General features: G+C 58.8%; 15 protein-coding genes, 12 pseudogenes and 1 other annotated feature. Of the genes and pseudogenes, 16 read left to right on the top strand and 11 right to left on the bottom strand.

The window, feature by feature from the left end; translation table 11 throughout:
• From H1B27_RS40575 to H1B27_RS37230, 4 genes and pseudogenes are all read right to left on the bottom strand, one after another.
• On the bottom strand, window positions 1–191 hold a 191-nt coding region (locus tag H1B27_RS40575), incomplete at its 3' end, for an IS4/Tn5 family transposase DNA-binding protein (RefSeq protein ID WP_283817034.1).
• Window positions 192–1,303: 1,112 nt separating this feature from the next.
• Window positions 1,304–1,833 (bottom strand): annotated as a pseudogene (locus H1B27_RS37240) (transposase family protein); the annotation flags it as partial.
• Window positions 1,430–1,546, bottom strand: a sequence feature (AL1L pseudoknot). It overlaps the preceding pseudogene by 117 nt.
• Before the next feature lie 128 nt (window positions 1,834–1,961).
• A complete protein-coding gene (locus tag H1B27_RS37235; RefSeq protein ID WP_197969460.1) occupies window positions 1,962–3,317 on the bottom strand; it encodes an LLM class flavin-dependent oxidoreductase in 1,356 nt (451 codons plus the stop codon).
• Between the two features lie 302 nt (window positions 3,318–3,619).
• Window positions 3,620–4,126, bottom strand: a pseudogene (locus H1B27_RS37230) (IS3 family transposase); the annotation flags it as partial.
• A 189-nt stretch (window positions 4,127–4,315) separates the two neighbouring features.
• Between H1B27_RS37230 and H1B27_RS41325 the strand changes: the two are divergent.
• A pseudogene (locus H1B27_RS41325) lies at window positions 4,316–4,878 on the top strand (IS110 family transposase); the annotation flags it as partial.
• Between the two features lie 248 nt (window positions 4,879–5,126).
• Entirely contained in the window at window positions 5,127–6,176 is a 1,050-nt protein-coding gene (locus H1B27_RS37220) for an alpha/beta hydrolase family protein (protein WP_197969459.1), read from the top strand.
• 91 nt (window positions 6,177–6,267) lie between these two features.
• Here the strand turns inward: H1B27_RS37220 and H1B27_RS37215 are convergent, their stop codons facing one another.
• Window positions 6,268–6,750 carry a MarR family winged helix-turn-helix transcriptional regulator gene (locus H1B27_RS37215; RefSeq protein ID WP_197969458.1) on the bottom strand — a complete coding sequence of 161 codons (483 nt, stop codon included), beginning with the start codon at window positions 6,748–6,750 and terminating at the stop codon, window positions 6,268–6,270.
• Window positions 6,751–7,245: 495 nt separating this feature from the next.
• Here H1B27_RS37215 and H1B27_RS37210 point away from each other — a divergent pair, with 495 nt between their 5' ends.
• The 5 genes and pseudogenes from H1B27_RS37210 to H1B27_RS37195 all read left to right on the top strand — a co-directional run bounded on the left by H1B27_RS37210 (window position 7,246) and on the right by H1B27_RS37195 (window position 14,361).
• Window positions 7,246–8,775 carry a porin gene (locus H1B27_RS37210; RefSeq protein ID WP_197969457.1) on the top strand — a complete coding sequence of 510 codons (1,530 nt, stop codon included), beginning with the start codon at window positions 7,246–7,248 and terminating at the stop codon, window positions 8,773–8,775.
• Window positions 8,776–9,122: 347 nt separating this feature from the next.
• A pseudogene (locus H1B27_RS37205) lies at window positions 9,123–9,413 on the top strand (integrase core domain-containing protein); the annotation flags it as partial.
• A gap of 1,179 nt (window positions 9,414–10,592) precedes the next feature.
• Window positions 10,593–11,786 (top strand): M24 family metallopeptidase, encoded by a 1,194-nt coding sequence (locus H1B27_RS37200; RefSeq protein ID WP_197969456.1) that lies wholly within the window; start codon window positions 10,593–10,595, stop codon window positions 11,784–11,786.
• Between the two features lie 68 nt (window positions 11,787–11,854).
• On the top strand, window positions 11,855–12,166 hold the full coding sequence (locus H1B27_RS40560; RefSeq protein WP_283817050.1) for an IS4 family transposase: 312 nt from the start codon (window positions 11,855–11,857) through the stop codon (window positions 12,164–12,166).
• A gap of 1,241 nt (window positions 12,167–13,407) precedes the next feature.
• Window positions 13,408–14,361 carry a LysR family transcriptional regulator gene (locus H1B27_RS37195; RefSeq protein ID WP_197969455.1) on the top strand — a complete coding sequence of 318 codons (954 nt, stop codon included), beginning with the start codon at window positions 13,408–13,410 and terminating at the stop codon, window positions 14,359–14,361.
• Between the two features lie 216 nt (window positions 14,362–14,577).
• Here the strand turns inward: H1B27_RS37195 and H1B27_RS37190 are convergent.
• The 4 pseudogenes from H1B27_RS37190 to H1B27_RS37175 all read right to left on the bottom strand — a co-directional run.
• Window positions 14,578–15,323, bottom strand: a pseudogene (locus tag H1B27_RS37190) (FAD-dependent oxidoreductase); the annotation flags it as partial.
• 4 nt (window positions 15,324–15,327) lie between these two features.
• Window positions 15,328–16,599 (bottom strand): annotated as a pseudogene (locus tag H1B27_RS37185) (dihydrolipoamide acetyltransferase family protein).
• Between the two features lie 23 nt (window positions 16,600–16,622).
• A pseudogene (locus tag H1B27_RS37180) lies at window positions 16,623–17,596 on the bottom strand (alpha-ketoacid dehydrogenase subunit beta); the annotation flags it as partial.
• Window positions 17,578–18,500: pseudogene (locus H1B27_RS37175) on the bottom strand (thiamine pyrophosphate-dependent dehydrogenase E1 component subunit alpha). The pseudogenes H1B27_RS37180 and H1B27_RS37175, both read right to left, overlap by 19 nt.
• A 30-nt stretch (window positions 18,501–18,530) precedes the next feature.
• Here H1B27_RS37175 and H1B27_RS37170 point away from each other — a divergent pair.
• The 5 genes and pseudogenes from H1B27_RS37170 to H1B27_RS37150 form a co-directional block, all read left to right on the top strand.
• The gene (locus H1B27_RS37170) at window positions 18,531–18,953 is read left to right on the top strand and encodes an Lrp/AsnC family transcriptional regulator (protein ID WP_311977708.1); all 423 of its coding nucleotides are present in this window, start codon (window positions 18,531–18,533) and stop codon (window positions 18,951–18,953) included.
• A gap of 216 nt (window positions 18,954–19,169) precedes the next feature.
• A pseudogene (locus H1B27_RS40915) lies at window positions 19,170–19,835 on the top strand (ATP-binding protein).
• Complete coding sequence (locus H1B27_RS37160) at window positions 19,836–20,258, top strand: hypothetical protein (protein ID WP_197969454.1); 423 nt, start codon at window positions 19,836–19,838, stop codon at window positions 20,256–20,258.
• Between the two features lie 451 nt (window positions 20,259–20,709).
• Window positions 20,710–22,104: a serine hydrolase domain-containing protein gene (locus tag H1B27_RS37155; protein ID WP_197969453.1), complete on the top strand. Its 1,395-nt coding sequence runs from the start codon at window positions 20,710–20,712 to the stop codon at window positions 22,102–22,104.
• A 59-nt stretch (window positions 22,105–22,163) separates the two neighbouring features.
• Window positions 22,164–23,377: pseudogene (locus H1B27_RS37150) on the top strand (ATP-binding cassette domain-containing protein); the annotation flags it as partial.
• On the opposite strand, the pseudogene H1B27_RS37145 reads toward H1B27_RS37150, so the two are convergent.
• Window positions 23,376–24,144 (bottom strand): annotated as a pseudogene (locus H1B27_RS37145) (IS110 family RNA-guided transposase); the annotation flags it as partial. The pseudogenes H1B27_RS37150 and H1B27_RS37145 sit on opposite strands and share 2 nt — an antisense overlap.
• A 183-nt stretch (window positions 24,145–24,327) precedes the next feature.
• Here H1B27_RS37145 and H1B27_RS37140 point away from each other — a divergent pair.
• The 4 genes from H1B27_RS37140 to H1B27_RS37125 are packed head-to-tail and all read left to right on the top strand — an operon-like array spanning window position 24,328 to window position 25,643.
• The gene (locus H1B27_RS37140; RefSeq protein ID WP_197969452.1) at window positions 24,328–24,657 is read left to right on the top strand and encodes a hypothetical protein; all 330 of its coding nucleotides are present in this window, start codon (window positions 24,328–24,330) and stop codon (window positions 24,655–24,657) included.
• On the top strand, window positions 24,645–25,010 hold the full coding sequence (locus tag H1B27_RS37135; protein WP_197969451.1) for a hypothetical protein: 366 nt from the start codon (window positions 24,645–24,647) through the stop codon (window positions 25,008–25,010). Before H1B27_RS37140 ends, H1B27_RS37135 begins: the two co-directional genes overlap by 13 nt.
• Before the next feature lie 10 nt (window positions 25,011–25,020).
• A complete protein-coding gene (locus H1B27_RS37130; RefSeq protein WP_197969450.1) occupies window positions 25,021–25,182 on the top strand; it encodes a hypothetical protein in 162 nt (53 codons plus the stop codon).
• Window positions 25,179–25,643, top strand: coding sequence for a hypothetical protein (locus H1B27_RS37125; protein ID WP_197969449.1), 465 nt, complete (start codon window positions 25,179–25,181; stop codon window positions 25,641–25,643). Before H1B27_RS37130 ends, H1B27_RS37125 begins: the two co-directional genes overlap by 4 nt.
• Window positions 25,644–25,891: 248 nt before the next feature.
• On the opposite strand, the pseudogene H1B27_RS37120 reads toward H1B27_RS37125, so the two are convergent.
• A pseudogene (locus H1B27_RS37120) lies at window positions 25,892–26,241 on the bottom strand (IS4 family transposase); the annotation flags it as partial.

The following is a 26,241-nucleotide window of genomic DNA, read 5'->3' as shown; positions in this document are numbered from 1 at the left end:
CGTTGATAGCTGAATTCGGTTGTATCGTGCAGCACAAGAACGAGACCTTCAGTGGCGGCGGCGCGATCACGTGTCGATTGGAAATGGCCGGCCAGAATGTCCGCTTCGCTGACCCGGTCATTAGAGAAGAAGCGGTAGGCCGCCTTGGTATTTGCCCAATCCTGGCAGACGAGCGGAATGCTTTGTCCCATGGCGCTTCCAATCTGCGTGAGCAGTTGCGGAATCTGTCGCCGAGCCGCGCATCCCTAAACTCGCATCCACTACTCTCTCGATCAATCCAACATTCACCTTCCAAGGACCACAAACGGCCTTTTGCCGATCGATCCCTTGCTGTCAGCCCCATAGAGCACCTCCTCCCGAATCAGGTGCTCAGCAAGGAATCACAAGTGATTCTTTCGATTCAAGATTACGACGATCAGCGATTCAGCCGGAATGGCCAAAGTTATGGGCAATTGAAAGCTTCACCGGAGGGGTACGCTGAGGCTGGCCTCGGCGTAGGTGTAGTTCGAGGCGACGAGCACGGCGACGAAGATCTGCGCGCGCGCACCTCCCCGGTGAGCCCGTCAACCGCCTCCATGGTGTGGCCGGAATAGTCGACGAAGAGCTTCTCGCCGGCGACATGAACCTGGCGCAGAGTCGGCTTAAGGTGGCTGGCCCATTCCCTGGAGCGTTCGCAGAACCACGAATAGCGGAAACTGTCGGAGTGGGAGTCGCTATACTCCTCCCACAACAGCATCAGCGTGACGTTCCTCCGCCGCATCTCGCGATGCACGAGCGCCCAATCCGGCTGCGGACGCTCGTCGCTGGGCAAATCGGAAGGTGGAGGAAACAGGCAGTTCTCGAGCCGGACATCGTCATCGAGCTCCGGCGGCAACGACCAGGTCAGGCCGGCCCGGCGCGTTCGGTTGAGGTACTTGTTGACCGTGCCCTGGGCCAGGCCGAGGCTGCGGGCAATCGCGCGTTACGACATGCCGACGCTGTAGTGCAGGCGCAAGACTTCGTGAATGTGGCGCATGGACAGTCTCTCTGTCGGCATCTCGATCCTTTGCTGTTGGGCAAAAGACCGAGCTACCTGGGTTGCAGACTGCCAGTGGTGTGCGCCTCGCTGTCCCCGATCTCGATCCGCTGGAAATAGCGATCACAATCCCCTGGAATTGACGATCACGATCAACTGGAAACGTGAATACGATGCTGTGGAATGAGTGATCGCGATGGCCTGGAATTGGTGATCACGATCGTCTGGAACGCGCAGGCATGGCGCGGCCTTCGCTGATCGTTGTTTTGACGCATTTGCCCCGGATGACCCCTTCGTGGAGAAGTTCTCCTCGAACACCCGCCGGACCTCGATCTTCAGGGCAGCATCGTGCCTGGCGCGCGCCGACAGCTTGGCCGGATCGCGCCGCATGGCGACATTGGCGTGGTAGGTCGAGGGGGCGATCGGCAAGACTTTGCAGATCGGCTCGGTCCCATGCGTCCCACGATGATCGTCGATGAAGGCGATCATGGCTTGAACCGGCGGTCGAGCTCCGCCGTCGCAAAATAGGCGCTTGCCTCGCGCAGGATCTCGTTGGCTTGCCGAAGCTCCCGGTTCTCCCGCTCGAGCGCCTTCAGCTTCTCCGCCATCTCGGTTGGAACGCCGGCCCGCTGTCCGCTGTCGATGACCTTGCTCCTCTTGACCAAGTCATGCAGCGTCTGCGGCATGCAGCCGATCTTGGCCGCAATCGAGGTCATCGCCGCCCAGCGCGAACGATGCTCGCTCGCGTGATCCAGAACAATCCGAACCGCACGGGCCCGGACCTCGGGTGAAAACTTGTTCGTTGTTTTGCCTGTCATGGCTCCATCTTCTCAAGAGTTGGAGCCTCCGGCAATCCCGGGGCGGTTCAGAAGGGCGTCGGCGCCACGCTTACTTTAGATATACAACGCGCCGCCTACCAAGTCCGCTCAACGGCTTTGGCACTCTTTCATTGTCGACTACTTACACCTGACAGCGTGAACTGATTGCGTGGCCGCTTGAGTCCAAGGTTCTCTCTTAGCGTTTGTCCGGAATACCTGCGTCTGAACTTTCCTCGTCGGCGCAATTCTGGAATGACGAGCTCAACAAAGTCCTTGAGTCCCTCAGGAACAGTTGTCGGCAACACATTAAAACCGTCAGCTGCATGTTGGTCAAATGCCTGGACCATTACGTCCGCAATCTCCTCCGGTGTCCCAACGACCATCAGATGACCTTTACTGTCAGATACCAGCCGGATCAGTTGTCGCCAGGTGAAGTTCTGACGCACAGCCTGATCGACGAGTATCTTCTGACGACTCTGAATGGAATTGGTCTGTGGCAACTTCTCGGGGACCAACGAGTCGAGATCCACTGAATGTAAGTCGATGACATTCCCGAGCCAAAGATTCGCTGCACCAGTTAAGCTGTCTATGTGCATATAGGATTGTAGTCTTTGAAGCTTTTCAGAGGCCTCCTGCTTGGTCCTTCCAGTGATCGGGACAATCCCGGGCATGACGAGAACCTCGTCCGCCTCGCGTCCGAATGCGCGCGCTTTCTGTTTGAGAGTTGCGACGTATCGTTTACCGTTTTCCAAAGACGGCTCAGCGGTGAAAACCACCTCGGCGATTTCTGCAGCGAACGCCATTCCCGCATCGGACGCGCCAGCTTGAACCAACACGGGGTAGCCTTGCGGCGGTCTGGCGATGTTCAGTGGGCCCCGCACAGAAAAGTGGGGCCCTCGGTGGTCAAGGACATGCAGCTTCGTGGTATCGGCATAAACACCGCTATGTTTGTCCCGAATGAAAGCGTCGTCCTGCCACGAGTCCCAAAGGCCCTTGGCAACTTGCACGAATTCTTTCGCTCGCGCATAACGCCTGTCATGATCTGGAAGTTCCTGTTCACCAAAGTTTCGCGCTTCGGAATTGACTACCGAGGTGACGATGTTCCAAGCCGCGCGTCCCTGCGATAAGTGATCAAGTGATCCGAAGATGCGCGCAACATGATAAGGTTGGTAGTACGTCGTCGTCGCCGTCGCGACGAGCCCGATGTACTGCGTTCTCGAGGAAAGCGCTGACAATAGAGTGAGCGGCTCGAGTCCATCGTTACGACCAGCGCGACCGATGGATGCGTGATCATCTATCACACCTTGATGATCGGCAAGGAATACGAAGTGAAACGCTGCGCTTTCGGCAAGGGTCGCAAGATCAGCATAATCTTTGACATCAACACCACCATTTGGTGGTGAGCTTGGATCGCGCCATGCGCCTTCGTGATATCCCGCCTTAGCAAGGTACAGACCGAGCTTCATTTCGTCGTTACGTTGCATGTCTGGTCTCCCGTCGACCGCGTCATCGTCATCGAGCTGCATTCAGCTAGTGAACGTTGTGCCCACAAAAGGCCGCAGCGCCCAAGCATATCGTCCCAAATCGGCTACACTTACTTACTTGAGAGCCGGCATCGACGTACCTACCAAGTGTGATGGGTATTCCGTGCTCGATGCCCTACCGGGGTTCCCATCTTCTCGATTCTAGAAGAACGCACTCTCGACGGTCGGCGCACCGCCGGATTGAGGTGGTCCCGGTTGTCTAAACAGAATCTCCGCGTCGATAAGTGGAGGGTCTGCCGGGGTCAGGCCGCCATGCGGATTGGCAGCGGGTTGAAGTAGGCTTGATCCGGGGTGCCTCCGTCAAGGCTCGGTGGGGACGCCGGCCATTGTAGAAGTCGAGATAGCGGCCGATCGAGGCGGGGCGTCGGACACGCTGTCGTAGGCGCGCAGATAGACCTCCTCGTATTTGACGCGGCGCTACAACCGCTCGACGAACACATTGTCCCGCCAAGCTCCTTCGCCGTCCATGCTGATCGCAATGCCATTGTCGGCGAGCACACTGCTGAACGCCTGGCCAGTGAACTGCGAGCCTTGGTCGGTGTTGAAGGATGTCGGGCTTGCCGTGACGCGCCAGGGCGTCCTTTTAGTGTGGCGACGCAGGAGGCCGTCTTCATCTTGATCGACAGCCGCTATGACAGAACCCGGCGGGTCGCCCAGTCCAGCACGAGAGCGAGATACACGAAGCCACGCGCCATCGGAATGTAGGTGATGTCCATTGCCCAGACCTGGTTCGGCCGAGCAAGCTTCCGCTTGCTTGGTGATCGGCAGGTCGTGCTCACGGTCGATCATCGCTTTGCTCTCAGCAGGCCGGCTTTGCTGAGCGCGCTTTCAAAAAAACTGACCCCAGCGCTGCTCGCTCCCTGTGGGATAGAGACGCACTGCCGCTAGACTGTGGCCCGGAAGGGAGCGGCCGATATGATTTTGGTGACATGTAACCCAGCTTCGGTATCTTCACTTCCGATCTGCATCGACTAGTCGACTGGTTTGCGGAATGCGGGGTCGAGACGGTCGTCATGGAATCGACCAGCGTCTACGGGTTCCGATTTTCGAGCTTCTCGATGCCCGCAAGTTTGCGATGTCCTTGTCAACGCGCGCGATGCCAAGCACGTGCCGGGGCGCCAAGACTGATGTCAGCGACGCGCAGTGGCTGCAGCGGCTCCATTCGTTCGGGTTACTGCGGGCCAGCTTTCGGCCCAAAGGGCAGATTGCCGAACTGCGAGCCTACGTGCGTCAGCGCGAGCGTCTGCTGGAGTACTCGGCCTCGCACATCCAGCATATGCAGAAGGCGCTGACGAGGTGAATCTTCAGCTACACCACGTCATCGCCGATATCACCGGCGTGACTGGTATGCGCATCATTCGCGCGATCCTTGCCGGCGAGCGCGATCCTGAGACGCTGGCGGGGTTTGCGCCATTACAGTTGCCATTCCAGTCCTGAGACGATCGCGAAGGCGCTTACCGGGAGTTACCGTGCCGAGCATCTTTTTGCGCTCGAGCAGGCAGCCCTCGGATCGTCGCTCACGCTGCCCGGGCGCAATCGGCCATGCCTTGCTGGTTTGAAAACTTCGACATTCCCCTGCTTGGCGCAGAATTTCGGCTGTGCTGGGCCCTACCTTGAAGAAATTCGGATTCAAGGAACGGTAACATTTATGTCAAAAGGGCGAATTGTTCGCCGTGCGGAATGATTTCCACGTGCAAGTAGGGAGGGAAGGGACTTGCAGGAGGGGGCGAATTGGATGGAGGACGCTGAATGGCCTACGTGAGGGGCGATCTTTCGTCAACGCGGCGAGCCGCCGCGATGTTCCTAGATAATCTCCGAGACATTTGGCGGACTGGAGACCAGCAGATCTGGGTCGGAAGATGGAAAGCGATCGGAGATGCTCACTGCTTTCTTGTTGAATTGGATATCAAAAAAGGAGCTTTTGATGAGGCGACCGAAGCTTGGCTTTGTGCGCTGACCGCCTTTGAAGTTGCCAGACGGCTACTCGATGAAGATGATCCACAAGGTGAAGTCGTTTCAACCAAGATTGACATCGGCATTCAGAAATTCGGATTATCCTTAGCTCAGAAGCTAGAGCGTGTACAGATTGAGTGCGCCGATCGAGTCGGACTTCCAGCCTACTACTTGCCGGCCGGTAGTCGGGCTTCAATCGTTCCGGCAGTCATTTGCATCAGCAAGGAACAAGAAACAGAAACGAAGCTACTCGGAAGGCTTCTGCCGATGGCGATTACTCGGGGGATGTCTTTTCTCGTTCTCTCTCACGACGAAGTTTCAAGTTATTCGCGCCCGGATGTCCTATTATCTCATTGTCTAGACTATCTGTCAGTCCAGCCCGGCATCGATGCCACTCGGATTGGCGTCTATGGAGAAGGGTTGTCGGCTGTTCTGGCTACTGATTTCGCGGCGTCTGATGGCCGCATTGCTGCGGCGGTTTGCGACGGTGGCCTCTGGAATTGGGCGCGGCTTCTAGCATCTGTCGGATGGATGACGAGGACTGCAGCTGTGGCAGACGCGGACCTCGTGTCGGGGCATCGCTCGCGATTGATACGACGGTTGAAATGCCCAGTTCTCGTGGTCGCCGGTGGGCGCGGTTTCGTCAGCGAGTCGGAAGCCATCAAACTAAAAACTGACTGCATTGCGTGGGGCGTCGACATCGAGCTAGTCACAGCCCGGACAACCCAAACTCCGGTAGCCGAGATCGAAAATTTCGTGACTTCCGACGATTGCATTTTCGGCTGGCTAGCTCGAAAGCTCGCACACGATTCGGCTCCCAACCGTCCTCGACCGCGATGCCGTTAAAACTGCCCCCAGTGCCAACATCTCTGCCATTGGGCTGATAAGTATTACGAGCTGCTGTCTCTGCCGACAAATTCGGCAAACTTCGACCACGCTAAAATATACCTATACTCAGCTTTTGAGATGCCAGTTGGCTATTCTTGGCAATCGAGTCGAGCCGTTTGTTGATGTAGGCAAGGGACTCCTCATCTACCCCGCTAAACATCGCTGAATTGAGAGCCTGTCTTTTGAGTGAAAGCTTGGTGACCTCTTCACGCGCCCTATCCGTCAGCGACATCTGCAGGAATCTTGCATCCTCCGGCGATACTACGCGGGCGAGGAACTCCAACTTCTCGAGCTTCTTGGTTTGAATGGTAACGAACGCGGGATGGACGCGGAGTTTGTTCGCAACTGCTATTCCTGAGACGCCACGACCTTGGTCGAGTTCGTCGATAGCCATTAAGATAAGCCATTGGGGTTCGGTTATTCCTAACGTCCGAGCCCAATCTTTATGGATTTCCTCAAGTTGGGAGTGGATCTCGACAATATTCCAAATGAAATCCCTGACGGCTCTATCGAGTTGTCCTTCCTTGGCCATGTTGGTCTTTCCGCCAAACCTCGTCCTCGTGCCCCCAATCAGGCGCGCGTCCGACACCTCCTCGGCGGAAACCGATGTAACCGACCTAGCAGACCGGAAAAAGAGGCCAGCGACATATCTGGCATGTAATATCAATTGACAAAATTAATTGATCGGTAGTATGAAGTTTTCGATCGTTTGGCATGTCGACCAGCCGGTCATGTTAAAATCTCCAAGTGGAACCTCCGGGATGCCCCCCCGGGGGTTCTTTTGTGCCTTCAAGTGCGTATGGCGCCAGTTGGGGGTATGGCATGGCGTGGCAAATGCGCAACAGCCGCAAGCAAAGATTCATTGTAGATATTAATTAATTGATGCAATCAACGGAGGCGCCTATACCGTATTCGACGGAGAGGGGGCGCCTCGACGTCGTTCCGTCAAGCAGCCGCTCACGGCGGTGAGGCTATGGGTGGCGCATCTCTGAAAGACGGAAAACGATGGTTCAACTGGAGGTTTATCATGAAACTGACACAAACTCTCATGCTCGGTTCTGCGGCAATGTTTGCGGGCGCTGGGGCGCAGGCGGCTGATCTTCCCGTAAAGGCGAAGGCTGTCGAGTATGTGAAGATCTGCACGTTGTATGGAGCCGGCTTCTACTACGTTCCGGGCGCCGACACTTGCATCAAGCTGGGTGGATATTTGCGCGCTGACTTGACGGGTCACGCAGCTGATTTCACTGCTTATCACAGTGGTACGAACGCGGCGAATAACCGCCTTTCCAACTACTACTACGCCCGGTCTCGCTTTGACTTTAACATCGATACCCGCACGGCGACCGAATATGGCGTGCTGCGTACGTATGCTGACGTGGTGTTCAACTGGACGAGCGGTAGCTACAACGGCGCCGGTGCAGGTCTCACTGGCGGTGCCACGACGTATTCAACCTCCGGTGCTCCCGGGGCGGTCGCCGATGGCAACCTCTTCGCCGGCGGACTGGGCGTCTACACCGTCTTTCTCCAATTCGCCGGCTTCACCATGGGGCACGCGATCTCCCAATTCTCCACGCCCTGGGTCAACTATCCCGCAAACAGTTTTGACGGTCTGCCTGGTGGCGGCGGCACGGTTGTCGGTGTCAACCAATTTACCTATACCGCAGACTTCGGCCAGGGCGTGACGCTGTCGTTGTCCGCGCAAGACCCGGTGCAAAACTACCAGAGCAACCTCTGGAATGTGAGCGCCATCAGTGGCACCGGGATCGTTGGTGGTGCTTACGGCGCCAACGACTTCGGCGGGACGCGTGCTCCTGATCTCGTTGCCATGTTACGTGTCGATCAAGCTTGGGGCCTGTTCCAGGCCTCGTTCGCGGCGCATAACAATCACGCCGGCTACTACGGCCAGTACGAAACCTCTGGCTCTCCAGCAGACAAGTGGGGCGGAGCTGGATTGTTGGCGTTGTCGATCAAGAATCTCCCGACTGGTCCGGGCGACACGATCAACATCCAGGGCGTGTATACTGAAGGTGCAACCCGGTACAATTTCCAGGAGATCACGAACAGCACTTACTCAATGTTCGGCGGTACCGGATTAGCTGGCGCCTATGGGAGCATTGGCTTTGCCGGTCTCTCTGACGCGGTCTTCGTCGCCGGCTCTGGCCTGGAACTGACCACGTCCTACGGTATGAATGCCGGTTATACTCACAATTGGAATCCGAGCTGGAATACGTCTCTCTATGGTGCTTACGGCGCTGTTCGTTACAACGGTACGGCTAAGGGCTATATCTGCGGCAGCGCCGCCATGGCGGCGCTGCTGACGGCAGGATCAACCTGCAATCCAGACTTCGATCTGTGGGTTATCGGCACGAGAACGGGCTGGACTCCGGTCAAGGGCCTGACCTTCTCGGCCGATCTCAACTACTCGCAGCTTAACCAGAAGTACGCGGGCTCCATCAATTACCCGGGCTCCACAACCGCGGCGAAGCCGCCCGCGATCTACGAGATCAAGGATCAGGGCACTGTCTCGTTGCTGCTTCGTGCTCAGCGCAACTTCTAAATCCTGGTCGCCCCAACGAGAAAGGACCCTTGGCGGGAAACCGCCGAGGGTTTTTCTTACGGTGTGCCAAGCATGGCGCGGAGCGCCGTAACTGGCGCGATTCGATTGATCGGAGTGGTGTCCGGTCGATGACCTGGGGTGAGAGTCCCCTACGGACCCTGGTGATGGGAACCGTTAGCCGAACAGCAAGGGGGGCGTCGCGAGGAGGGGGCTGAAGGAAGCTGTAAGCAAAGTGCCGGCTCGATCTCGCGCCGCGCGACGCTCAGGATCTGATGGTTTATCGGTCTTTTGCTTGCAAAGATGAAGCGCATCGTGTCGATCCATTTTCGTGCGCCATCATCGATTGACACTTTATCGCGCCGGGAAAGCCGATGGCATCATTTCAACGGCCGAATGCGCGATGAACTGCTCAACGAGATCCTGTTCTTCAATCTGGATGGTACCGGCGCCAAGATCGCCAACTTCAATATCCGCCGGCCTCACTCGTCGCTGAAATACCTGACCCCCGCCCCTATGCCGCCCACCTCACCGCAACGGACGATCGGCTGCGAAACTCCGACCAGCTCCGCCGATCGTCCGTTGCTCCACCCGCGCCACTTGGCGTACAAGACCCCGAGACTCTAAGCGCTGCTAGATGAAAATTCAGTGGCAGGTCACCGGGGGGCTAAAAAGGGGTCTGAAGATCAGGCCATCGACGGTTCGCGCGGTGGCCTGAGCACCAAGACCCGCCCATCCGCCCTCGATCGTTTCCCAAATGACCGGAAAATCAAATGTCACCGGTTTCAGCACGTGACCGGGCCGTGTTACGTGGCCACTCTTCTCAGGCGGTACGCCGCGTTCAAGTCACATGAATCCGAGGGACCAAGCACGTGGGAGGTCATGAGAGCACTAATTCCTTGGGTGTTCGATTAGGCAAATCGGTGGACCAGAGGGGAGCAGATCATACAGATTGAGGTTTTCGCTAGCCGAATAAAGCTCTCTTTGCGACCGCAAAGAGCGAAGTATGCGCAAATGCCATTTGGCGCCGACGCGCGAGTTGACAATCGAAAAATGCTTGAGCCAGATCGTCGTCCATATGAGCCACGGATCCGAAGGAGAATCCGTGTGAGACATGCAAGCGAAATGGGAAGTGCAAAATTGCGGGAATCTCTCGGCCGAGGGCAATCATAGAGACCGAAAGCGTCCAGCAAGTAACGAAAAAATGCGCCAGTCTGCCATAGAGCGCGCTTAATCGGCGCAGAATGCGCAAATAATGCCCGACAAAAACTCGACAAAGGCTTCAGAATTGGTTTCAACCGATCCTCCCCACGCGTCTCATGCCGTGTCGTAGAATCGATCTTAACGGATGATGAAGAGGAACTACAATGAATCTTGACGACGCGAGGCAAGCTGCAACGGATCTGTTTTCGGACACCTATTTTGAAGCCCGAGAACAGTTCCTCGCCTCAGCACTGTCGTCAAAGCTGATCCGTGCAGTGCAAGCGGTCCCGGCGGTGAGCTCCACAGGGAGCTAACTAGGAGATGATGCTCTGGCGCTGCCATCAGAGTGCATCGGTAGCCTTGGAATCGTTTGCAGCGTCGAATAATCTCAACCGGTTCTGGGGTGGGTACCGATTGGCCCGCTCCGACGAGTCTGCTGGGTCTGTCGATCACCGATGTCGACATGATCGTGGGGGGGGGGGCGGGGGCTTCGCTGCTAGTTCAATAGCATCGGCGCCCTTGGTTTTCATACGATCGCGCTCTTCAAAGGGCTTCTCTTGAACTAGAAAGTCCAGTTCTTCGTCCAATCAAAATCGCCGATGCAAGGAGTCTGAGAAATGGCCGTTACTAAAGCCCTGCAACCCTTTCCGAAATCCGAATATCTGCGTAGGTTGATAGCGGTTAAGGCGGAAATGGCGCGGCGCGGCATCGATGCTCTCCTCGTCACCAGTACATCCAACATCACCTATCTTACAGGCAACGTCTCGCGCCTGTACTCCATCCACGGCCTTCTGGTGATGGGCGACAAGGCTGAGCCGACGATGATCGTGCGCGCCATGGATGCTGCAGGATGTCTCCACCTGACGTACTTGGAGCCTGGCAACGTGATTGGTTACTCTGACGATTACGTCGGCAGACCTGACCAGAACGGTTACGACGTGATGATCGACTTCATTCACGAGGCTGGCTATGCAAACCGCAGTGTGGGCATCGAGTTCAATGCCGGTGGAGCGTTGACTCTCGGCGTGATGACGGTGGCGACCGCAGAGAAATTCAAAGCGAGACTCGAGAATGCACAGGTCGTGGATGCCACGAAGCTCGTGGACTGGGTGCGGCTGATCAAGTCCGACCTAGAGATCAATGTCTTGCGGGACGCAGCCGCAATTGCTGATGCCGCCATCATGCGGGCAGCCGAGGTGATCCGCCCCGGGGTCCATGAGTCTGAGGTAGCGGCGGAAATCATGGCGGCGCAGGTGCGCGGCGCTCCGGGCGGCAAGCCGGCGACCGGAGCGTTCGCACCGTTGATCTGTTCCTCTCCGCGCACGGGCACAGCCCACATCGTGTGGAGCGACGATGAGTTGCGCAAGGGATCACAAATCAACATCGAGCTGAGCGGCAATCGCCACAATTATTACGCTGCGATCATGCGAACGTTCACGATTGGTCCGGCACCGGATCGCGTTCGCCGCTTGCATGAGGCGCAAGTCGCCGGACTTGAAGCGGCCCTGGCAGTGGCACGGCCGGGGCACACCTGCAGCGATGTCGCAAACGCTTTCTATCGCACGATGGGAAAAATGGGTTTCAGAAAAGACTCTCGGTGCGGTTACCCTATCGGCATCGACTGGGCAGAACCTACGGTGAGCCTGCAAAGCAGCGATAGTACGGAGTTGAAGCCAAACATGGCCTTTCACCTGATGCTTGGCAACTGGCTGGAGGACGATTTCGGCTACGTCATCAGCGAGTCGTTCCGCGTAACCGGCTCGAACGTCGAGGTGTTGACAAAAGCACCGCGTAAGCTGTTTGAGCTCTAAGCCGAAGTTTGCGCTTGGTTTGGCGTGAAAGATGAGTCTTTTCGGGCGATTGGGCAGAAGACGTCTACTTGTTTTGTATCAGCTGGCGCGTCCTCCGGCTCACCATGCTCAATCGCGTCGCCCCGGAAGCGTCACCGAAGCTCGCGTTGACGCACACCGAGATCGCAATGCTCGACCGACTCATCGGCGGCGCCAGCCATCGACGATGTCGTCCTGGAACCCTTGCATCCTATCTTACCAAACTTGCACGATTAGCTGGCTACTTGGCCAGGGCGGGCGATCCGCCACCCGGAAATGTAGTCATCTGGCGCGGCCTCTCGAGACTCACAGATATCGAACTTGGCGCCGAAATCGTAGCGGCTGGAAATGTGGGTAATTGAAAGCTTCACCGGACGCATACGAATTCGAGCGAGTGCCGCGAGGTCAATTGCGGAGCGATCGGCTTTTCGGCTTGAACGGCCACAACGGACACAAGCATTGCGATCCGCAGGCCTGATGGTCTTTCATGCAGGCAGCGGGATAACGGCGATCTCCGAGCGAGGGACCGAATTCGGGGAGACGCTCGCCACGTGCAGAGAGCCGGCTCCGCAAATCTGGACAGGGCGATAAGTGCAGTTTCTGCCTACGGCGGGCATTGGCCCGCGAATCAGGAGCGACGATGACGAGACGAGCACGCCGGAACCACACACCGGCTTTCAAGGCGAAGGTGGCGCTGGCCGCCGTCAACGGCGATCGGCCCCGGCAGACCCTCCACTTCTCGACGCAGAGATTCTGTTTAGACAACCGGGACCAGCTCACTGAAGCGCATCCTGGAGGCAATTCCAATCAGCTTCGCGGACTTTTTCACTCGCAGATATGTGCAAGGAGCAGGTCTTCTTTAAAGGGGAGCGAGCTGACCGAGATCGGTTAGGGAGGAATTTCCTACCTCCGGGTTGGCAGGAACAAGCTTGGTCGGTCAATCCAACCTCCTCAAGGAGACATACACGCCAGGGTTCGACGCAGGAAAAGTAAAGCTCATTCATGGGCCGGAGACATGCGAATTGGTGAGCGCGTGAGTCCGGCCATCGCTCTACTCATGGAGGAAGCCTACATGATTCCGCCAGGCGCCGCGCCTAGCGCCAACGATCCCGACGCCTTCTTCGTGCGTTTCTCGGCAAACCGCCGATTCAAGAACCGGCGGCTGCTGGCCAAAGTGTGCATTAATAGACGCCGAAGGGACAGCGCATCATCGGCGGGCCTAGGTGCATCAAAATTAGGCGCGACGGATCTTGGCCATCGTCTCCACCACCAGCATCCAAACCTCGGCTTTCGTGACTCGAGTGGAAGCCAATGCGGACCCTTGTCCGGCTTGTCCGCTGTGCCATCACCCGGAAACGGAGTCCCTATATCATGCCGGCACACGATGTCGCTGAAGGAAGGAAGAGACCCTGCGAAGCGGCGTCATCGCACACCATCGCCCAATGCCGATGCGCTTTCCGTAAGCAGCCGACCGAAAGCCGTCGTGCGAGGGCGGGAGAATCGCGGAAACTTGCTGCGTAACGCTTCAGCATCGAACCGGCAAAACGCCGCTGATTGTCGATAAACACGTAGGCGGTCGAGCGAAAATCGACAGGGGTTAGCCGTGGATCTCAGACAGCTTCGTTACTTCGCTGCGATCTATGAGCAGGGAGGACTTTCCCGAGCGGCCGAACAATGCAGCGTCGCGGTGTCAGCCCTCAGCCATCATCTTTCCAATTTAGAGGCTGACTACCGCACGGAACTTTTCACGCGAGAGTCACGTGGCATGTTTCCGACCGCAGCCGGCGAACGTCTCTACGTTCACGCAAAATCGATCCTCAAGGCCGTAGCGGCCGCAGAAGATGATCTGCGTCATGCTCGCACCGAAATAGCCGGCGAAGTTTCAGTTGTAATGGCGCAGTCAGCAATAAAGGCAGTCGGCATTGACCTCTTTAATCGAGTTGTCGATGAATTTCCAAATCTTAGACTCGCCATCGCCGAAAGCTTATCGGGATCGACATTAAGCTATTTGATGTCGAACGATGTCGATATCGCATTGGCGTACAATCCACCGGGCGATCCCAGCCTAAGATCCATACCGCTTCTGGAAGAGGAAATGGTGCTCGTCGGGACGACTCCCATCATCGGCAACACCGACGAACCGATCACCTTTTCTGAGATGGTCAAACTTCCGCTGATGCTGCCGCGGCACGGAATTGTTCCAAAAGCGCTGATAGATGATGCTCGCTTGTCGAAAAGGCTGGAGGGGCGCGCGCGCTTCCAGATCGACTCGCTGGCAGCGTTGGGCCCGCTGTTGGCGTCAGGATCTGCATGTGCCCTGACAACAAAATTGGCTATGCAACATTATATCGCTGAAGGGCATGTCCGCTCTCGGCGGGTGATCGAGCCTGAGCTTTGGCGCATGCTCTTCATGTGCGAAAAAACCGAACGGCCCTCGACATTCGCGACCGAAAAAGTACGTCAGTTGATCATGGAGGTCGTCCATAGCGCAATCGTTAGAGGGCGATGGGAAGCAAAATTCTTGGGCGCTCTGCCGCAACCAACACTAAACTGGTAACGCGGCGATAAGCGCGGTACATGTTGTACGCGATCGAGATCTCCAGCGCTACGGCATCACAGAAGAAGTCGGGTGAGGATTTTTGATACGAAGAAGAGCTTGGCGCTAGCGGAGCGAATGAACTGACGCGATCTTGCCTCCATGATGACGATATCGCGCGGACGAGGAGTTGGCAGGAGAACCTGCTCGCAGCATCGGCTCTCCCGTGACGTCGCCGATCGTGAGCGTCGTGCTGTCAGCGACGAGCGCTTTCGCCTTTGCGCCTATCAGAACTGCAACTCCGAGCGCGCTCAGCCGCCTGGCGACAGGCTCGCTCAGGTCGCCATCATTGCGGGGGGATACGTGGCTCGGCCTCGACGACGGTGACGGCCGCGCCCATTTTCGCGAACGTCGTGCCGAGTTCGAGGCCAATGTAACCGCCGCCCACCGTGACAAGCTTCTTCTGGATTTCGGTGAGCGCCAATGCCTCGGTGGACGAGATCAGGCGGCCTCCGAAGGGAAGAAACGGCAGCGCGACCGGCTCGGAGCCCGTCGCGATCACGACCGTTTCCGTATGGATCATCTGCGGACCGGTTTGCGTCTCGACCTCGACGGACTTGCCGTCGCGAAACGAGGCGTGGCCAGCCACCTATCTGCCGCCGGCTTTTTTCAGCAGGCCAGCCACACCGCCGTTCAGACGTCGGACGACTTCCAGGCGATGGTCTTGGCGAAGTCGAGCGATGGCGCTGCAGTGAAAATGCCGCGGACATTCTTGCCTCTGTGGCACGCGCAATGGTTTCATTACTCACTGGCGGTGTGGATCAGGGCCTTCGAAGGAATGCAGCCGACAGTGAGACAGGTCCCACCGGCTTTTCGGCTTCGACGACGACTGTATCGATGCCGAGCTGGCTGGCGCGGATCGCGCAGGTGTGGCCGCCGGGGGCCGCGCCGATGACAAGGAGCTTACAGGTAATTCCAGTCAACGTCCTATGCGTCAATGAAAATCACGGCCGGCGTTTCAAGGAGCAGCTTGATGCGCTGCACGAACTGAGCAGCGTCGAGCCCATCGATCACCCGGTGATCGAAGCTCGACGACAGGTTCATCATCTGGCGCGGAACGAAGGTGGCGCCATCCCAATGCGGACGGGGTGCGATCCGGTTGACACCGACGATCGCGACCTCGGGGTGATTGATGATGGGCGTCGTCGCGAGCCCGCCCAGCGCGCCGAGCGAGGTGATCGTGATGGTCGAGCCGGTGAGTTCGTCGCGGGTGGCGTTGCCATTCCGAGCCGCTTCGGTGAGCCGCGCGACCTCAGCGGCGCAGCTCCAGAGGTCGAGCGCTTCCGCATGCCGAACGACGGGGACCACCAGGCCGGTCGGCGTCTGCGTGGCGATCCCGATATGAACGCCTGCGTGCTCGTGGATGATCCCGACCTCGTCGTCGAAATGGGCATTGAGATGAGGCTGCTCGGCGATCGCGCGCACCATGGCGCGCATCAGGAACGGCAACAATGTCAGTTTGGGCTTGCCCGGCCGCTTCTGGCCATTGACCTTCGCGCGCAAATCCTCCAGCGCAGTGACATCGACTTCTTCGACATAGGTGATGTGCGGAATGCGCGAGCTCGCAATTGACGTCTTCTCGGCGATCTTGCGGCGCAATCCAACAATCTTGAATCTTTAACCGCAGTTTTCGCCTGATACGGCATCGCTGCCGTGCAGGTGTGGGCGCGCGCGAAATGAGCGTCGAAATCGTCGTGGGTGATTTGTCGAGCCGGGGCTGTGCCGCGAAGCTGGCGCAAGTCGAGGCCCGCTTGGCGCGCACGGAGCCGGACTGCGGGGGCGGCCAAAGGCCGTTCGCCTGCGTGGTGAAGAGGCGTTGCGAGGGGCTGCGACCTCGGTGCGATGGGCGGTTGGCTCGCCAGCACGCGCGGGGCGGTCGCAGCATCGTCAGGCCTTTTGGCCCAAGGGCTTGCCGCGGGCGGTGTCAGTTTCGTTTTCTCCGTTGCCGGTTCGCTCTTGCAGTCCACCTCGAGCCGAACGATGTTGGAGCCGATGGGGAGGACGTCGCCCACCTTGCCGGCGAGCCAGATGACGCGTCCTTCCGCCGGCGAGGGGATTTCCACCGTCGCCTTGTCGGTCATGACGGCAACGAGCACCGCGTCCTCGCGCGAGGTCGTCGACCTTCACGTGCCATTCCACCAGCTCGGCTTCCGCAATGCCTTCGCCGACGTCGGGCAGCGTGACGGCGTGTTCGGCCATCTCAAGCGTCCAGCGTTTCGACCAGCGCGCCCGATCCGCGCGGGTCTCGGGAAGTAGTCCCATTCCTGCGCATGCGGGTAGGGCGTGTCCCATCCGGCTACGCGCACGATCGGCCCTTCCAGATGATAGAAGCATCGCGTCTGAACGAGCGCGCGAAGCTCGGCGCCAAAGCCCGAGGTCAACCTCGCCTCATGCACGATCACGCAGCGTCCAGTTTTCTTGACCGAGGCTTCGATGGTTTCAAGATCAAGCGGTAGCAGCGTGCGAAGATCGTTGATCTCGGCATCGACGCCGGTCTCGGTCACGGCGGTCTCGGCGACGTGAACCATCGTGCCGTAGGCGAGGATGGTGACGGCCTTGCCCTGCCTGCGGATCGCCGCGCTGCCGAGCGGAATTGCAAAATGCCCCTCGGCGACCTCGCCGAGATCATGCTTCGACCATGGCGTTACTGGCCGGTCGCGATGGCCGTCGAATGGGCCGTTATAAAGTCCTTTCGGCTCGAGGAAGATTACGGGATCGGGGTTCTCGATCGCCGAGATCAGAAGGCCCTTGGCGTCAATGAGATTCGAAGGCACTACGGTCTTGATACCGCAGACATGGGTAAACAGCGCCTCCGGGCTCTGGCTGTGGGTCAGCCCGCCAAAGATGCCGCCGCCGGTCGGCATGCGCAGAACGAGAGGGCTGGTTAACTGGCCGTTCGAGCGATAACGTAGCCGAGCGGCCTCACGATCTGATCATCGGCGGGATACATGTAATCGGCAAACTGGATCTCGACGCAGGGCTTCAATCCATAGGTGGCCACGCCGACGATGCCGAGTTCGCTGATCGGTGCATCGAAGCAGCGGCTCATTCCGTATTTTGCCTGCAGGCCCTGGCTTGCGCGGAACACGCCGCCGAAATAGCCGACGTCCTCATCAAACACGACGACGTCTTCGTCGCGCGACATCATGACGTCCATGGCGTCGCGGATCGCTTCGATCATTGTCCGCCGCGGCATGGTCTAGACTCCCGCCTCTTGGCGCTGACGGCGCAGGTGCGGCGGCATATTGGCGAACACGCCCTCGAACATGTCGCGCGCGGAAGCCACTGCTCGGAGTGGAGCGTGCCGTAACTATCAGCTTCCTTCTGCGCCGAGAGCACGGTGTCGAGGATCTCCGCCTCCGTCTGCTTGTGCCGCTCCTCCGACCAGGCGCCGCGTACGATCAGATGGTTCTTGAGTCGGATCACGGGATCTCCCAGCGGCCACGCCTCGGATTCCGTCTTCGGCCGATAGCCCGAGCGATCATCCGAGGTGGAATGCGCGCCGACGCGATAGGTGACGTGCTCGATCAGGATCGGCCGAGATTGCGGCGAGCCCGCTCGCACGCCCACTTCGCCACCGCGCAGACCGCGAGGTCGTCGTTCCCGTCGACGCGCAGCGCCGGGATCCCAAAGCGAGACCGCGCGCTGCGAACGTGCCGGAACCGCCGCGCGCGATGCCCTGCAAGGTCGAGATGGCCCATTGATTGTCGACGATGTTGAGCACGACCGGCGCGCGATAGGTCGAGGCGAACACGAGGCGGATGGAAGTCGGATTCGGCCGCCGCCCCGTCACCGACCCAGGCAATCGCGATCTTTGTGTCGTTCTTGATCGCAGATGCCATCGCCCAGCCGACCGCCTGGATATACGGGGTGGCGAGATTGCCGGAGATCGAGAAGAAGCCGTGCTCTCTACAGGAATACATCACGGGCAGCTGGCGTCCCTTCAGTGGATCGTGCGTGTTGGAGTAGATCTGGCAGGCCATCTCGATCAGGGAGTAGCCGCCCGCGAACAGAAGCCCCGCCTGGCGATAGGTCGGAAAATTCATATCGCCCGGCAATAGCGCCTTGCGGAAGGCGCAGCTCACGGCTTCTTCGCCCATATGCTGCGCCCAAAGACTCGCTTCGGCTCGATGAGATCGATCGCAAGATTCTGCGCGTCTTGCAAGCAGGATGCGCGTCTGACGACGGCGCAACTCGCCGACAGGATCGGGCTCTCCAGCACGCCGTGCTGGAACAGGCTGAAGCGCCTCGAAACGCAGGGCTATATCGATGGGTATGTCGCGCTGCTCAATCAAGACAAGCTCTGTCTGCCCGAGGCTGTCATCATAGAGGTAACGCTCGACCGCCATGACGAGGAGGTACTCGAACGTTTCGGCCAACTGCTCACGGACCTGCCGGAGGTGATCGAAGCTTATCTCACAACCGGCGACTACGACTACATCGTGGAGGTCGCCGTCGAAAGTACCGCCGGCTACGAACGCTTTCTGCGTGAAAAGCTCTATCGCATTCCAGGCACCGCCACAGCCGGTCGTCGTTCGCGCTGCGCTGCTTGAAGAAGCTGACGTCGGTCCAGGTCTAAACTACTCCGCCTACGGTCTCGGAAAAATCCTCTACCCATTTCGCCCGCTTTGCGTCTTTGCGGACGAACCGCGACGATCGTCGGCGACGAATCCATTCGGAGGTTGGCACATTGATCTCCGATCTGAAGATGGCTTCTCGTTTCTCGTCCGGGCCGCAACGCGCCTGGCAGTCCGACAAGCAATACACCATTGCGGAGCACGAGATCGCTGAACGCGCCCGCCGCCGCATCGAGCGTCATCTCGTCGACGCGCGGTTGCCGGCCGAAAGAGCCTCGACAGCTTCGACTTCGAGGCCGTGCCGATGATCTCCAAGGCGCAAGTCACCGCGGTTGCATCGGCGACGGCTGGTTGGGCAAGGCCGCCAATCTGCTTCGGTTCGGCCCGCCAGGCGGTCCAAAGAGTCACTTGGCACCAGCGCTCGGTTTTGCCCTATTCGAGAACGGATGGCGCGTCCTCTTTATCGGAACCAGCGACCTCGTTCAGAAGCTCTAGGTGGCTCGCCGCGAACTCAACCTCGAGGCCGTATCAATCGCCTCGACTGCTTCGATCTCGTCATCCTCGATGATCCTGTCTATGTATGTCACCATGGACCGGGCCGAGACGAAGGTGCTGTTCGAACTCATCGGCGCACGCTACGAGCAGCGCTCGATGCTGATCACTGCCAATCAGCCCTTCGGAGAGTGAAACAGGGTCCTCCCGGATCCCGCCATGACGCTCGCTGCCCTCGATCGCCTCGTCCACCACGCCACCATCCTCGAGATGAACGTCGAAAGCTATCGCCGCCGCACTACGATCGAGCGAAAGTGCGGTCCGGTACGGCCGCTGGAGCACGCGACGGCAAAGACGCAAGCTTGATTGACGCTCCGCGACAATCAACACCAACAAAACTCTTACGCGCGACAATCATCGCGGCGATCATCGCCGCGACACCGACACGCCATCCTGATTGTCGCGCTCTTCGCACCCACATTGCCGCTCTATAACCACCTCCGGTCGTTCGAGCCAATGAATCACGGTTGCCGGTCGGCGATCGGCTTTTTTCAACAATCTGCTAGACTAAATCCGGTGGTTCGTGTCCATCTCGAGAGCGGTGAGCGCACGCTTGTCCTTGGCAACTTCGCGCAGCGTTTCATCGATCTGCAGAACTATACCGAACAGAAGCTGTTCGACCTCATTCAATCCCACGTCACGACGCCGGAAAATAGCGTGCGCTTGACTCGAAGCCAGGCGAGGTTGCGATTGGGGCAATCGTGCAACCCAGCATCTCACGGTCAATGACTTTGGCGATCAGCACAGCGCTTTTCGCCGCGGCATGATCGATGGCGAGCTAGCTCCCAGCAAGGATGGCCGTCGGAGCGTGGCGCGCCAAGGCATCAATCGAAGCTGCATCAATAGCTCTTCCTTCTCGATTCTAGAATGCGGTGTTCTGAACAATATACTGTCCTGAAAAGGAGGAGAGGTTATCTATTTCTTTATCGGGGAGGAGCGCACGAGCGGAAATTTCCGGCCGCTGGAGGGAGCCCGCGTCGTCGAATGAGCTACATGGTAATGGAACCCTCCTGTGGCATATTTCTGGCAATCCTGGTGGCGGACGTCATCAAGATCGAACCCCTGACGGGCGATAGACCCGGTATCTAACTGGTCATAGGCGGCCCGTTGTTTCCAGTAGGTTGTAGATAGCAGGCAATGTCATCGCTGAGGCTCGATCCTTTTGGCAGATTTGTGCACGATGATGCTATTCTTCCTCTCCATCTCCGTCCTCAGCGTCAATCTGCTCGGCGACGGCCTGAGAGAAGCACTGGATCCGAGAATGGCGAAGGAACTTCAGGCATGCCGTCGGCAGGCGTTGCCCGTTTATTGGAGGAACCCACGAATGCCTCGTATTGCAGAGCGCGAGCTCACTCCTGTTCTGCCCCAAGATCGCGCGGCGATGCCTAGGGCGGACGATCAGTTGCGATGGACCACGGCAGAGAAGTTCGTTGCTCATCGGAATATGCATCACCTCTTTCCCCGCGACGTTGTGCCAGCTGGGAACCGGGTGCATGAGCTTGAGACTGTCTCCAACATCGACGTCGCATACAGTTACGAGGGCAAGCGCCTCTCACTGGAGACATACTTCAGCGAAAATCAGACGACCGCATTGTTGGTGCTGAAGCGCGGCAAGATTGTGCTCGAACGATACGCGCATGGTAACGATGCCTCGACACGTTGGGCCTCGCGCTCCATGGCAAAATCCTTCACTTCCACGTTGGTCGGAGCTGCCGTTCGGGATGGAGCGATCAGTAGTGTGGACGATCAAGTCGTCAAGTACGTACCCGAGCTGCGAGGGAGTCTTTATGATGGCGTAAGCCTGCGGCAAGCGTTGCAGATGGTCTCCGGCGTATCTTTCATCGAGGATTATAAGGACCCAAACGCAGACGTTTACACGCTGCAGGCGTGCACGGTTGGACGGCAGCAGGGCGCGTTCCTTCGCCTTCTAGCCCAAGTCGCTAACCGCACACCCAAGCAGAAAATGCCACCTGGAAACCTGTTCTACTATTCCTCGCTGGATTCGATCCTCTGCGGAATCGTGGTCGAGCGCGCTACCGGAAAGCGACCGGCCGCTTATCTTTCCGAAAGAATCTGGCAGCCCTACGGCATGGAGGCTGACGGGTTCTGGAACACTGAAGCCGATGGCGGGACGACCTTCACAGCTTCCGGCATCGGCGCGATCCTACGCGACTATGCGCGCTTCGGGCAGTTCGTCTTGGATGGTGGCAAGTGCGGAGACACCCAAGTACTGCCAGAGTGGTGGATGCACGAGGCAACGCGGCCTTCGGAGGCGTCGCTTAAGGAGCGGTCGCCCTACGGTTTCCAATGGTGGCTCCATAACGCTGATGGCGTGAATTCCGTCCGGGCTGGCGCAGTCGATCCTGCGAGGCCGACTTCTGCGCCGGTGCCAATGCGCGGTGCAGAATCAATGTTCTACGCGTTGGGCAATGCCGGTCAGTCGATCTCGATCAATCCGGCCGAGGGAATCGTCATCGTCAAATGGGCTGCGTGGAAAGACAGTCAGGGTCCAAACGGGCGTGGTCGCCACGCAGATGCCTCGCTGTTCGCAGCTCTCATTGGCGCGCTAGCCTGACGCCTCGAGCGCCTGACCAGACATCGCGATAAGGATCCGGAAAGTCGGTATCGATAACGATACAAAGCACCCTTTCCATCTCGAACCTCTCAACTTCCTTCCGGGTCGAGGGGCAATGGAAACCGATCGTTCGGAACGTCTCCTTCGACATCGCGCTGAAGGAGACGGTGGCGGTGGTAGGCGAGTCGGGGTCTGGCAAAAGCGTAACCGCGCTGTCGATCCTGCGGTTGACGCCGCCCAGCTCAAGCAAAATCGAAGGCTCAATCGAGCTTCATGGCAAAGAACTGCCGACGCTGCCGAAAGCGGAGATGCGCCACATCCGCGGTAACGACATCGCCATGAACTTCCAGGAACCGATGACCTCGCTGAATCCGGTGCTCACCACCGGCTTTCAGATTGCCGAGGCGCTGATCCTGCGTCGTGGCCTGTTACGCTCGGAAGCCAGCGCGTGATGATCGCGATGGCATTGGCTTGCAAGCCGAAATTGCTGATAGCTGACGAGCCGACCACCGGGCTGGACGTGACGATTCACGCCCAGAGTCTGGAGCTGATCAAGATTCTGCAGAACGAGGAAGACATGTCCGTGCTCTTCATCACGCACGACGGCGTGGTTGCAGATCGCAGACCGCACAGTGGTCATGTACCAACGGCAATCAAGTGGAGAGCGGCGCGACCGAGGATATCTTCGGCAACCCGCAGAAGCCCTACACGAGATCGCTGCTCGCAGCGGTCCCAAAGCTCGGTTCGATGGAAGGGCGCACGCGACCGATGCGTTTCCCTGTTGGTAACCGTGCCACTGTAGCGTCTGATGCGCCCACCGAGTTGTCGGACGCGGTCAAGGATACAGTGCGACCGGTGTTGGTTGGAAGTGGCGGGATTGACCATCCGCTTCGAGAGTCGCTCGGGCCGCCTCTCTGCGGTCCAGGGGCAGGTCCACGCGGTCGAAAACGTCTCGTTCGGTCTGAAGGTGGCGAGACGCTGGCGTTGGTCGGAGAAATCCGGCGCCGGCAAGTCGGCGACAGGCCGCTCGATAATGCGCCTGACGGAGCCGCTCTCTGGCTCGGTGTTGCTCGATGGTGTCGACGTACTCAAGCTCAATCAGGCTGAGCGTCAGCGCGACCGTATGCAGATGAGCTTCAAGGATCCGTTCGCCTCGCTGAATCCGCGCATGAGCATCGGTTCTTCGATTGCTGAGCCGCTGCTGATCAATAGGCGTGTTAGACCCTCGGAGGCGGTAAACAGGGTCGTCGAGTTGCTGCGCCGCGTCGGCCTTGGCTGCGCCTCGGCGTAAGGCCGACGTAGGCGCCGACCGACGAAGCCGATTGGAAGCGCGAGGGGTCATCGATCGTATGGCGGAAGCCAGCGGTCACGACGCCGCCCCCCGGGGACCGTCATCAGGCGACGCGTCGTCTCGTCCAGCTTTGCCAATCGGCGGACCTCGTTGTCAAACTTACCTTGTTGTTGACAAACGTTCTCATGGATCGAGAGCAGCGGCGATATCACGCTGAGAAGCAAATGATCAACGCCCAAGACTTCGCTGGCCTGGTTGCGGAACTGTTGGCCGATCGCGCGAGGGAATAGTAATCCACATTCTTTGATCAAGCCGCGAACCTGGTTCTCGATGTCTCGGCGCATGGATACTAGCCGAGATCTGGCGCCAAGGATCGCTCGGATATTCTGGCTTTCCTCACTTTTTACTTTGACCTCTCGATAACATCCAACCCGCACCAGTTCGGCAAGGCCTCGCGCATCATTCTGATCGCTCTTCTTCATTCGGACCGACAAAGCTGCGTGCGCATGCCGAGCGTCGATGCAGACCACCGAAAGCTCAACCCTGCGGAGTTCATGCCATAGCCAACTCGCCATCGCACCGGTGTCGAAGCCGATACGCTCGGCTTGTGGCGCATGTTTGCGAAGCAGGTCAGTCAAGGCACCAGGATTAGACTTGGCTTTTCCTTCGAAGATCACTTGACCAGTCTCGCTGATAACGCATACGGCGGTTTCTCTCTGTGAGACGTCCAGCCCGACGTACTGCTTCATGGGAGCTCCTTCGAATCATTTGGTTGCGAGGGCTCGACGATAACGGAGCTTGCCTGCCACGAGCGCCGACCGCAATTACGTCATCGTGTTTAAATTTGCCCCCGCATTGCCTCATCAAGAATGTTACCGGAGAACTGACCGTCAGGAGTGGGGCGGCGATACCGAATCGGATCGGTGTCGCCGATGGCAGGACGGATCAGCCTGGGTGCGCGGCGCGAGATCACGGCGGCGGTGGTAGACCGCTATCGATCAGCAGGGCGCGCAGATAAGGGGCGCATTCTCGACGAGCTTTGCGCGGTGACCGGCTGGCATCGCAAGCACGCGGTTCGGGCGGTTGCCACGCAGGTCTCAATTTCGCCGGAGGTCCGGCGACAGCGAAGACCGACCTATGGCCCCACGATCAGGGATGCGCTGGTGGCGCTGTGGGAGGCCTCGGATCGGATCTGCGGCAAGCGGCTCAAGGTAATGGTTCCGACGTTGCTGACCATCGCTGGAGAAGCATGGCCGGCTTAAGCTGGACCAGGCTGATCGAGCGCCGCCTGCTGGTCGAGACAAAAATCGCCGCGGCCGGAGGTAAGCGCCGGCGGGTTGGCTTCTATTCGGCGGTGCGGCGGGAAGTGCCGATCCGGACGTTCAACGACTGGCACGATCCGCCGCCGGGTTTCTGCGAGGTCGACATGGTGGCCCATGGCGGCACATCCGTGGCTGGCTCGTTCATCCAGACATTGACGATGGGTCGACGTCGCCACTGGTTGGACCGAGTGCATGCCATTGGTGACGCGCGAGGGCGGCCTCGTCGTGCGGGCCATGGAGCGCGCGCAGAGCCTTTAGCCCCGGGTCATTCGCGGCGCCGATTTCGACAATGACAGCGCATTCATGAACGACGTCGTCGTGCCCTGGTGTCGCGCGCAAAAGATCGAGGTAACGCGCTCGCGCGCATACAAGAAAAATGATCAGGCCTTCGTTGAGAAGAACGGCGTTGTCGTTCGGCCGCTTGTGGGATACGGTCGCTTCACGGCGTCGAGACGACGCGCGTGACGAAACGTTTGTATGCTGCATCTCGGCTGCACACCAACTTCTTCCAGCCGTCCTTCAAGCTGAAGGACAAGCGACGCGAGGGGGCGAAAGTGATCAAGCGCTATCATGTTCCAGCTACACCTTATGAGTGCGCACTGGCGCATCCGAGGTTGAGCAAGACCGTCAAACGGCGTCTTCGGGAGCTTTATCGCACGCTTGATCCCGTGGCTCTGCTGGCCGCGATGAGAGCCACACAGGCGGAGCTTGGCATGCACGTCGGCGCCCGCGCAGGTAAGCTCGCGGCAGCAGCCAGCCCTCCGGCTCCGACAACGAATGCAGCAGCGTTCGCGAAGAGGCTCGGCAATGATGTGCATCTGGGCGAGCAGCGCATCATCCACCGGCGCATACGCAGGCCACGCAAAAAGCGCATGAGATGCCATCGATGCTCGATCCGCACCTCGCCGACATTGAACGCTGGCTGACGGCCGAGCCCCGTCTGACCGCACTGGCAGGTTCTCGGTCGCCTCGCCGAACGCTGCGCCGAACAGTTCGGTCCGCCGCAGCACACCATCGTGCAGCCCTTGTTGCGCTCTCTCAGACGCAAAGCAGCCGAGATGATCATCCCGGGCCCGGCTGAGAGCGCGGCACCAGCCGGTGATCCCGGGACTGGGGCCGCCGCTGCGTGATCGGCCCTCCGCGACGCCTCCGGTGTATCCCTCCGCCAAAGCGTTCAATTACCCACAAATTCTCCTCCGACCATGACACCTAGCGCTATGTCGGTCGACGTGACAGCCCGCGCCACATGACGGTATTGCCAGGCGGCGGATCGCTGGCGCGGGCGAGATAACCGCCGAGCCCGGGCAACCTTGATCAGATAGTACGACAGCGTTTTCCGTCTTGCTTTTGGTCTGTCGTTCACGAGGCGATCGAGCACGCCGATTTCAGTCGCGGTCAACGCGAGGGTTGGCGGCGCGTCTGGAGCCGAACGGTTGAGCATCGTCATCCAAAAGACCCGCCAACTCAGGATGCAAAAGAGCGAGATCAGATTGGTCAGACGCTGGGCGGTCCTGAGCTTTGACT

Origin of the sequence: Bradyrhizobium diversitatis (assembly GCF_016031635.1) — a bacterium.
Lineage (GTDB): Bacteria > Pseudomonadota > Alphaproteobacteria > Rhizobiales > Xanthobacteraceae > Bradyrhizobium > Bradyrhizobium diversitatis.
This window is presented reverse-complemented; position numbering and strand designations above follow the sequence as displayed.

Bases quoted from the DNA above. Each gene is read 5' to 3' on its own strand.
- H1B27_RS37235 (WP_197969460.1), bottom strand. From the start codon at position 3,317: ATGCAACGTAACGACGAAATGAAGCTCGGTCTGTACCTTGCTAAGGCG.
- H1B27_RS37220 (WP_197969459.1), top strand. From the start codon at position 5,127: ATGGCCTACGTGAGGGGCGATCTTTCGTCAACGCGGCGAGCCGCCGCG.
- H1B27_RS37215 (WP_197969458.1), bottom strand. From the start codon at position 6,750: ATGGCCAAGGAAGGACAACTCGATAGAGCCGTCAGGGATTTCATTTGG.
- H1B27_RS37210 (WP_197969457.1), top strand. From the start codon at position 7,246: ATGAAACTGACACAAACTCTCATGCTCGGTTCTGCGGCAATGTTTGCG.
- H1B27_RS37200 (WP_197969456.1), top strand. From the start codon at position 10,593: ATGGCCGTTACTAAAGCCCTGCAACCCTTTCCGAAATCCGAATATCTG.
- H1B27_RS37170 (WP_311977708.1), top strand. From the start codon at position 18,531: ATGAGATCGATCGCAAGATTCTGCGCGTCTTGCAAGCAGGATGCGCGT.
- H1B27_RS37155 (WP_197969453.1), top strand. From the start codon at position 20,710: ATGATGCTATTCTTCCTCTCCATCTCCGTCCTCAGCGTCAATCTGCTC.
- H1B27_RS37140 (WP_197969452.1), top strand. From the start codon at position 24,328: ATGGCAGGACGGATCAGCCTGGGTGCGCGGCGCGAGATCACGGCGGCG.
- H1B27_RS37135 (WP_197969451.1), top strand. From the start codon at position 24,645: ATGGCCGGCTTAAGCTGGACCAGGCTGATCGAGCGCCGCCTGCTGGTC.
- H1B27_RS37130 (WP_197969450.1), top strand. From the start codon at position 25,021: ATGAACGACGTCGTCGTGCCCTGGTGTCGCGCGCAAAAGATCGAGGTA.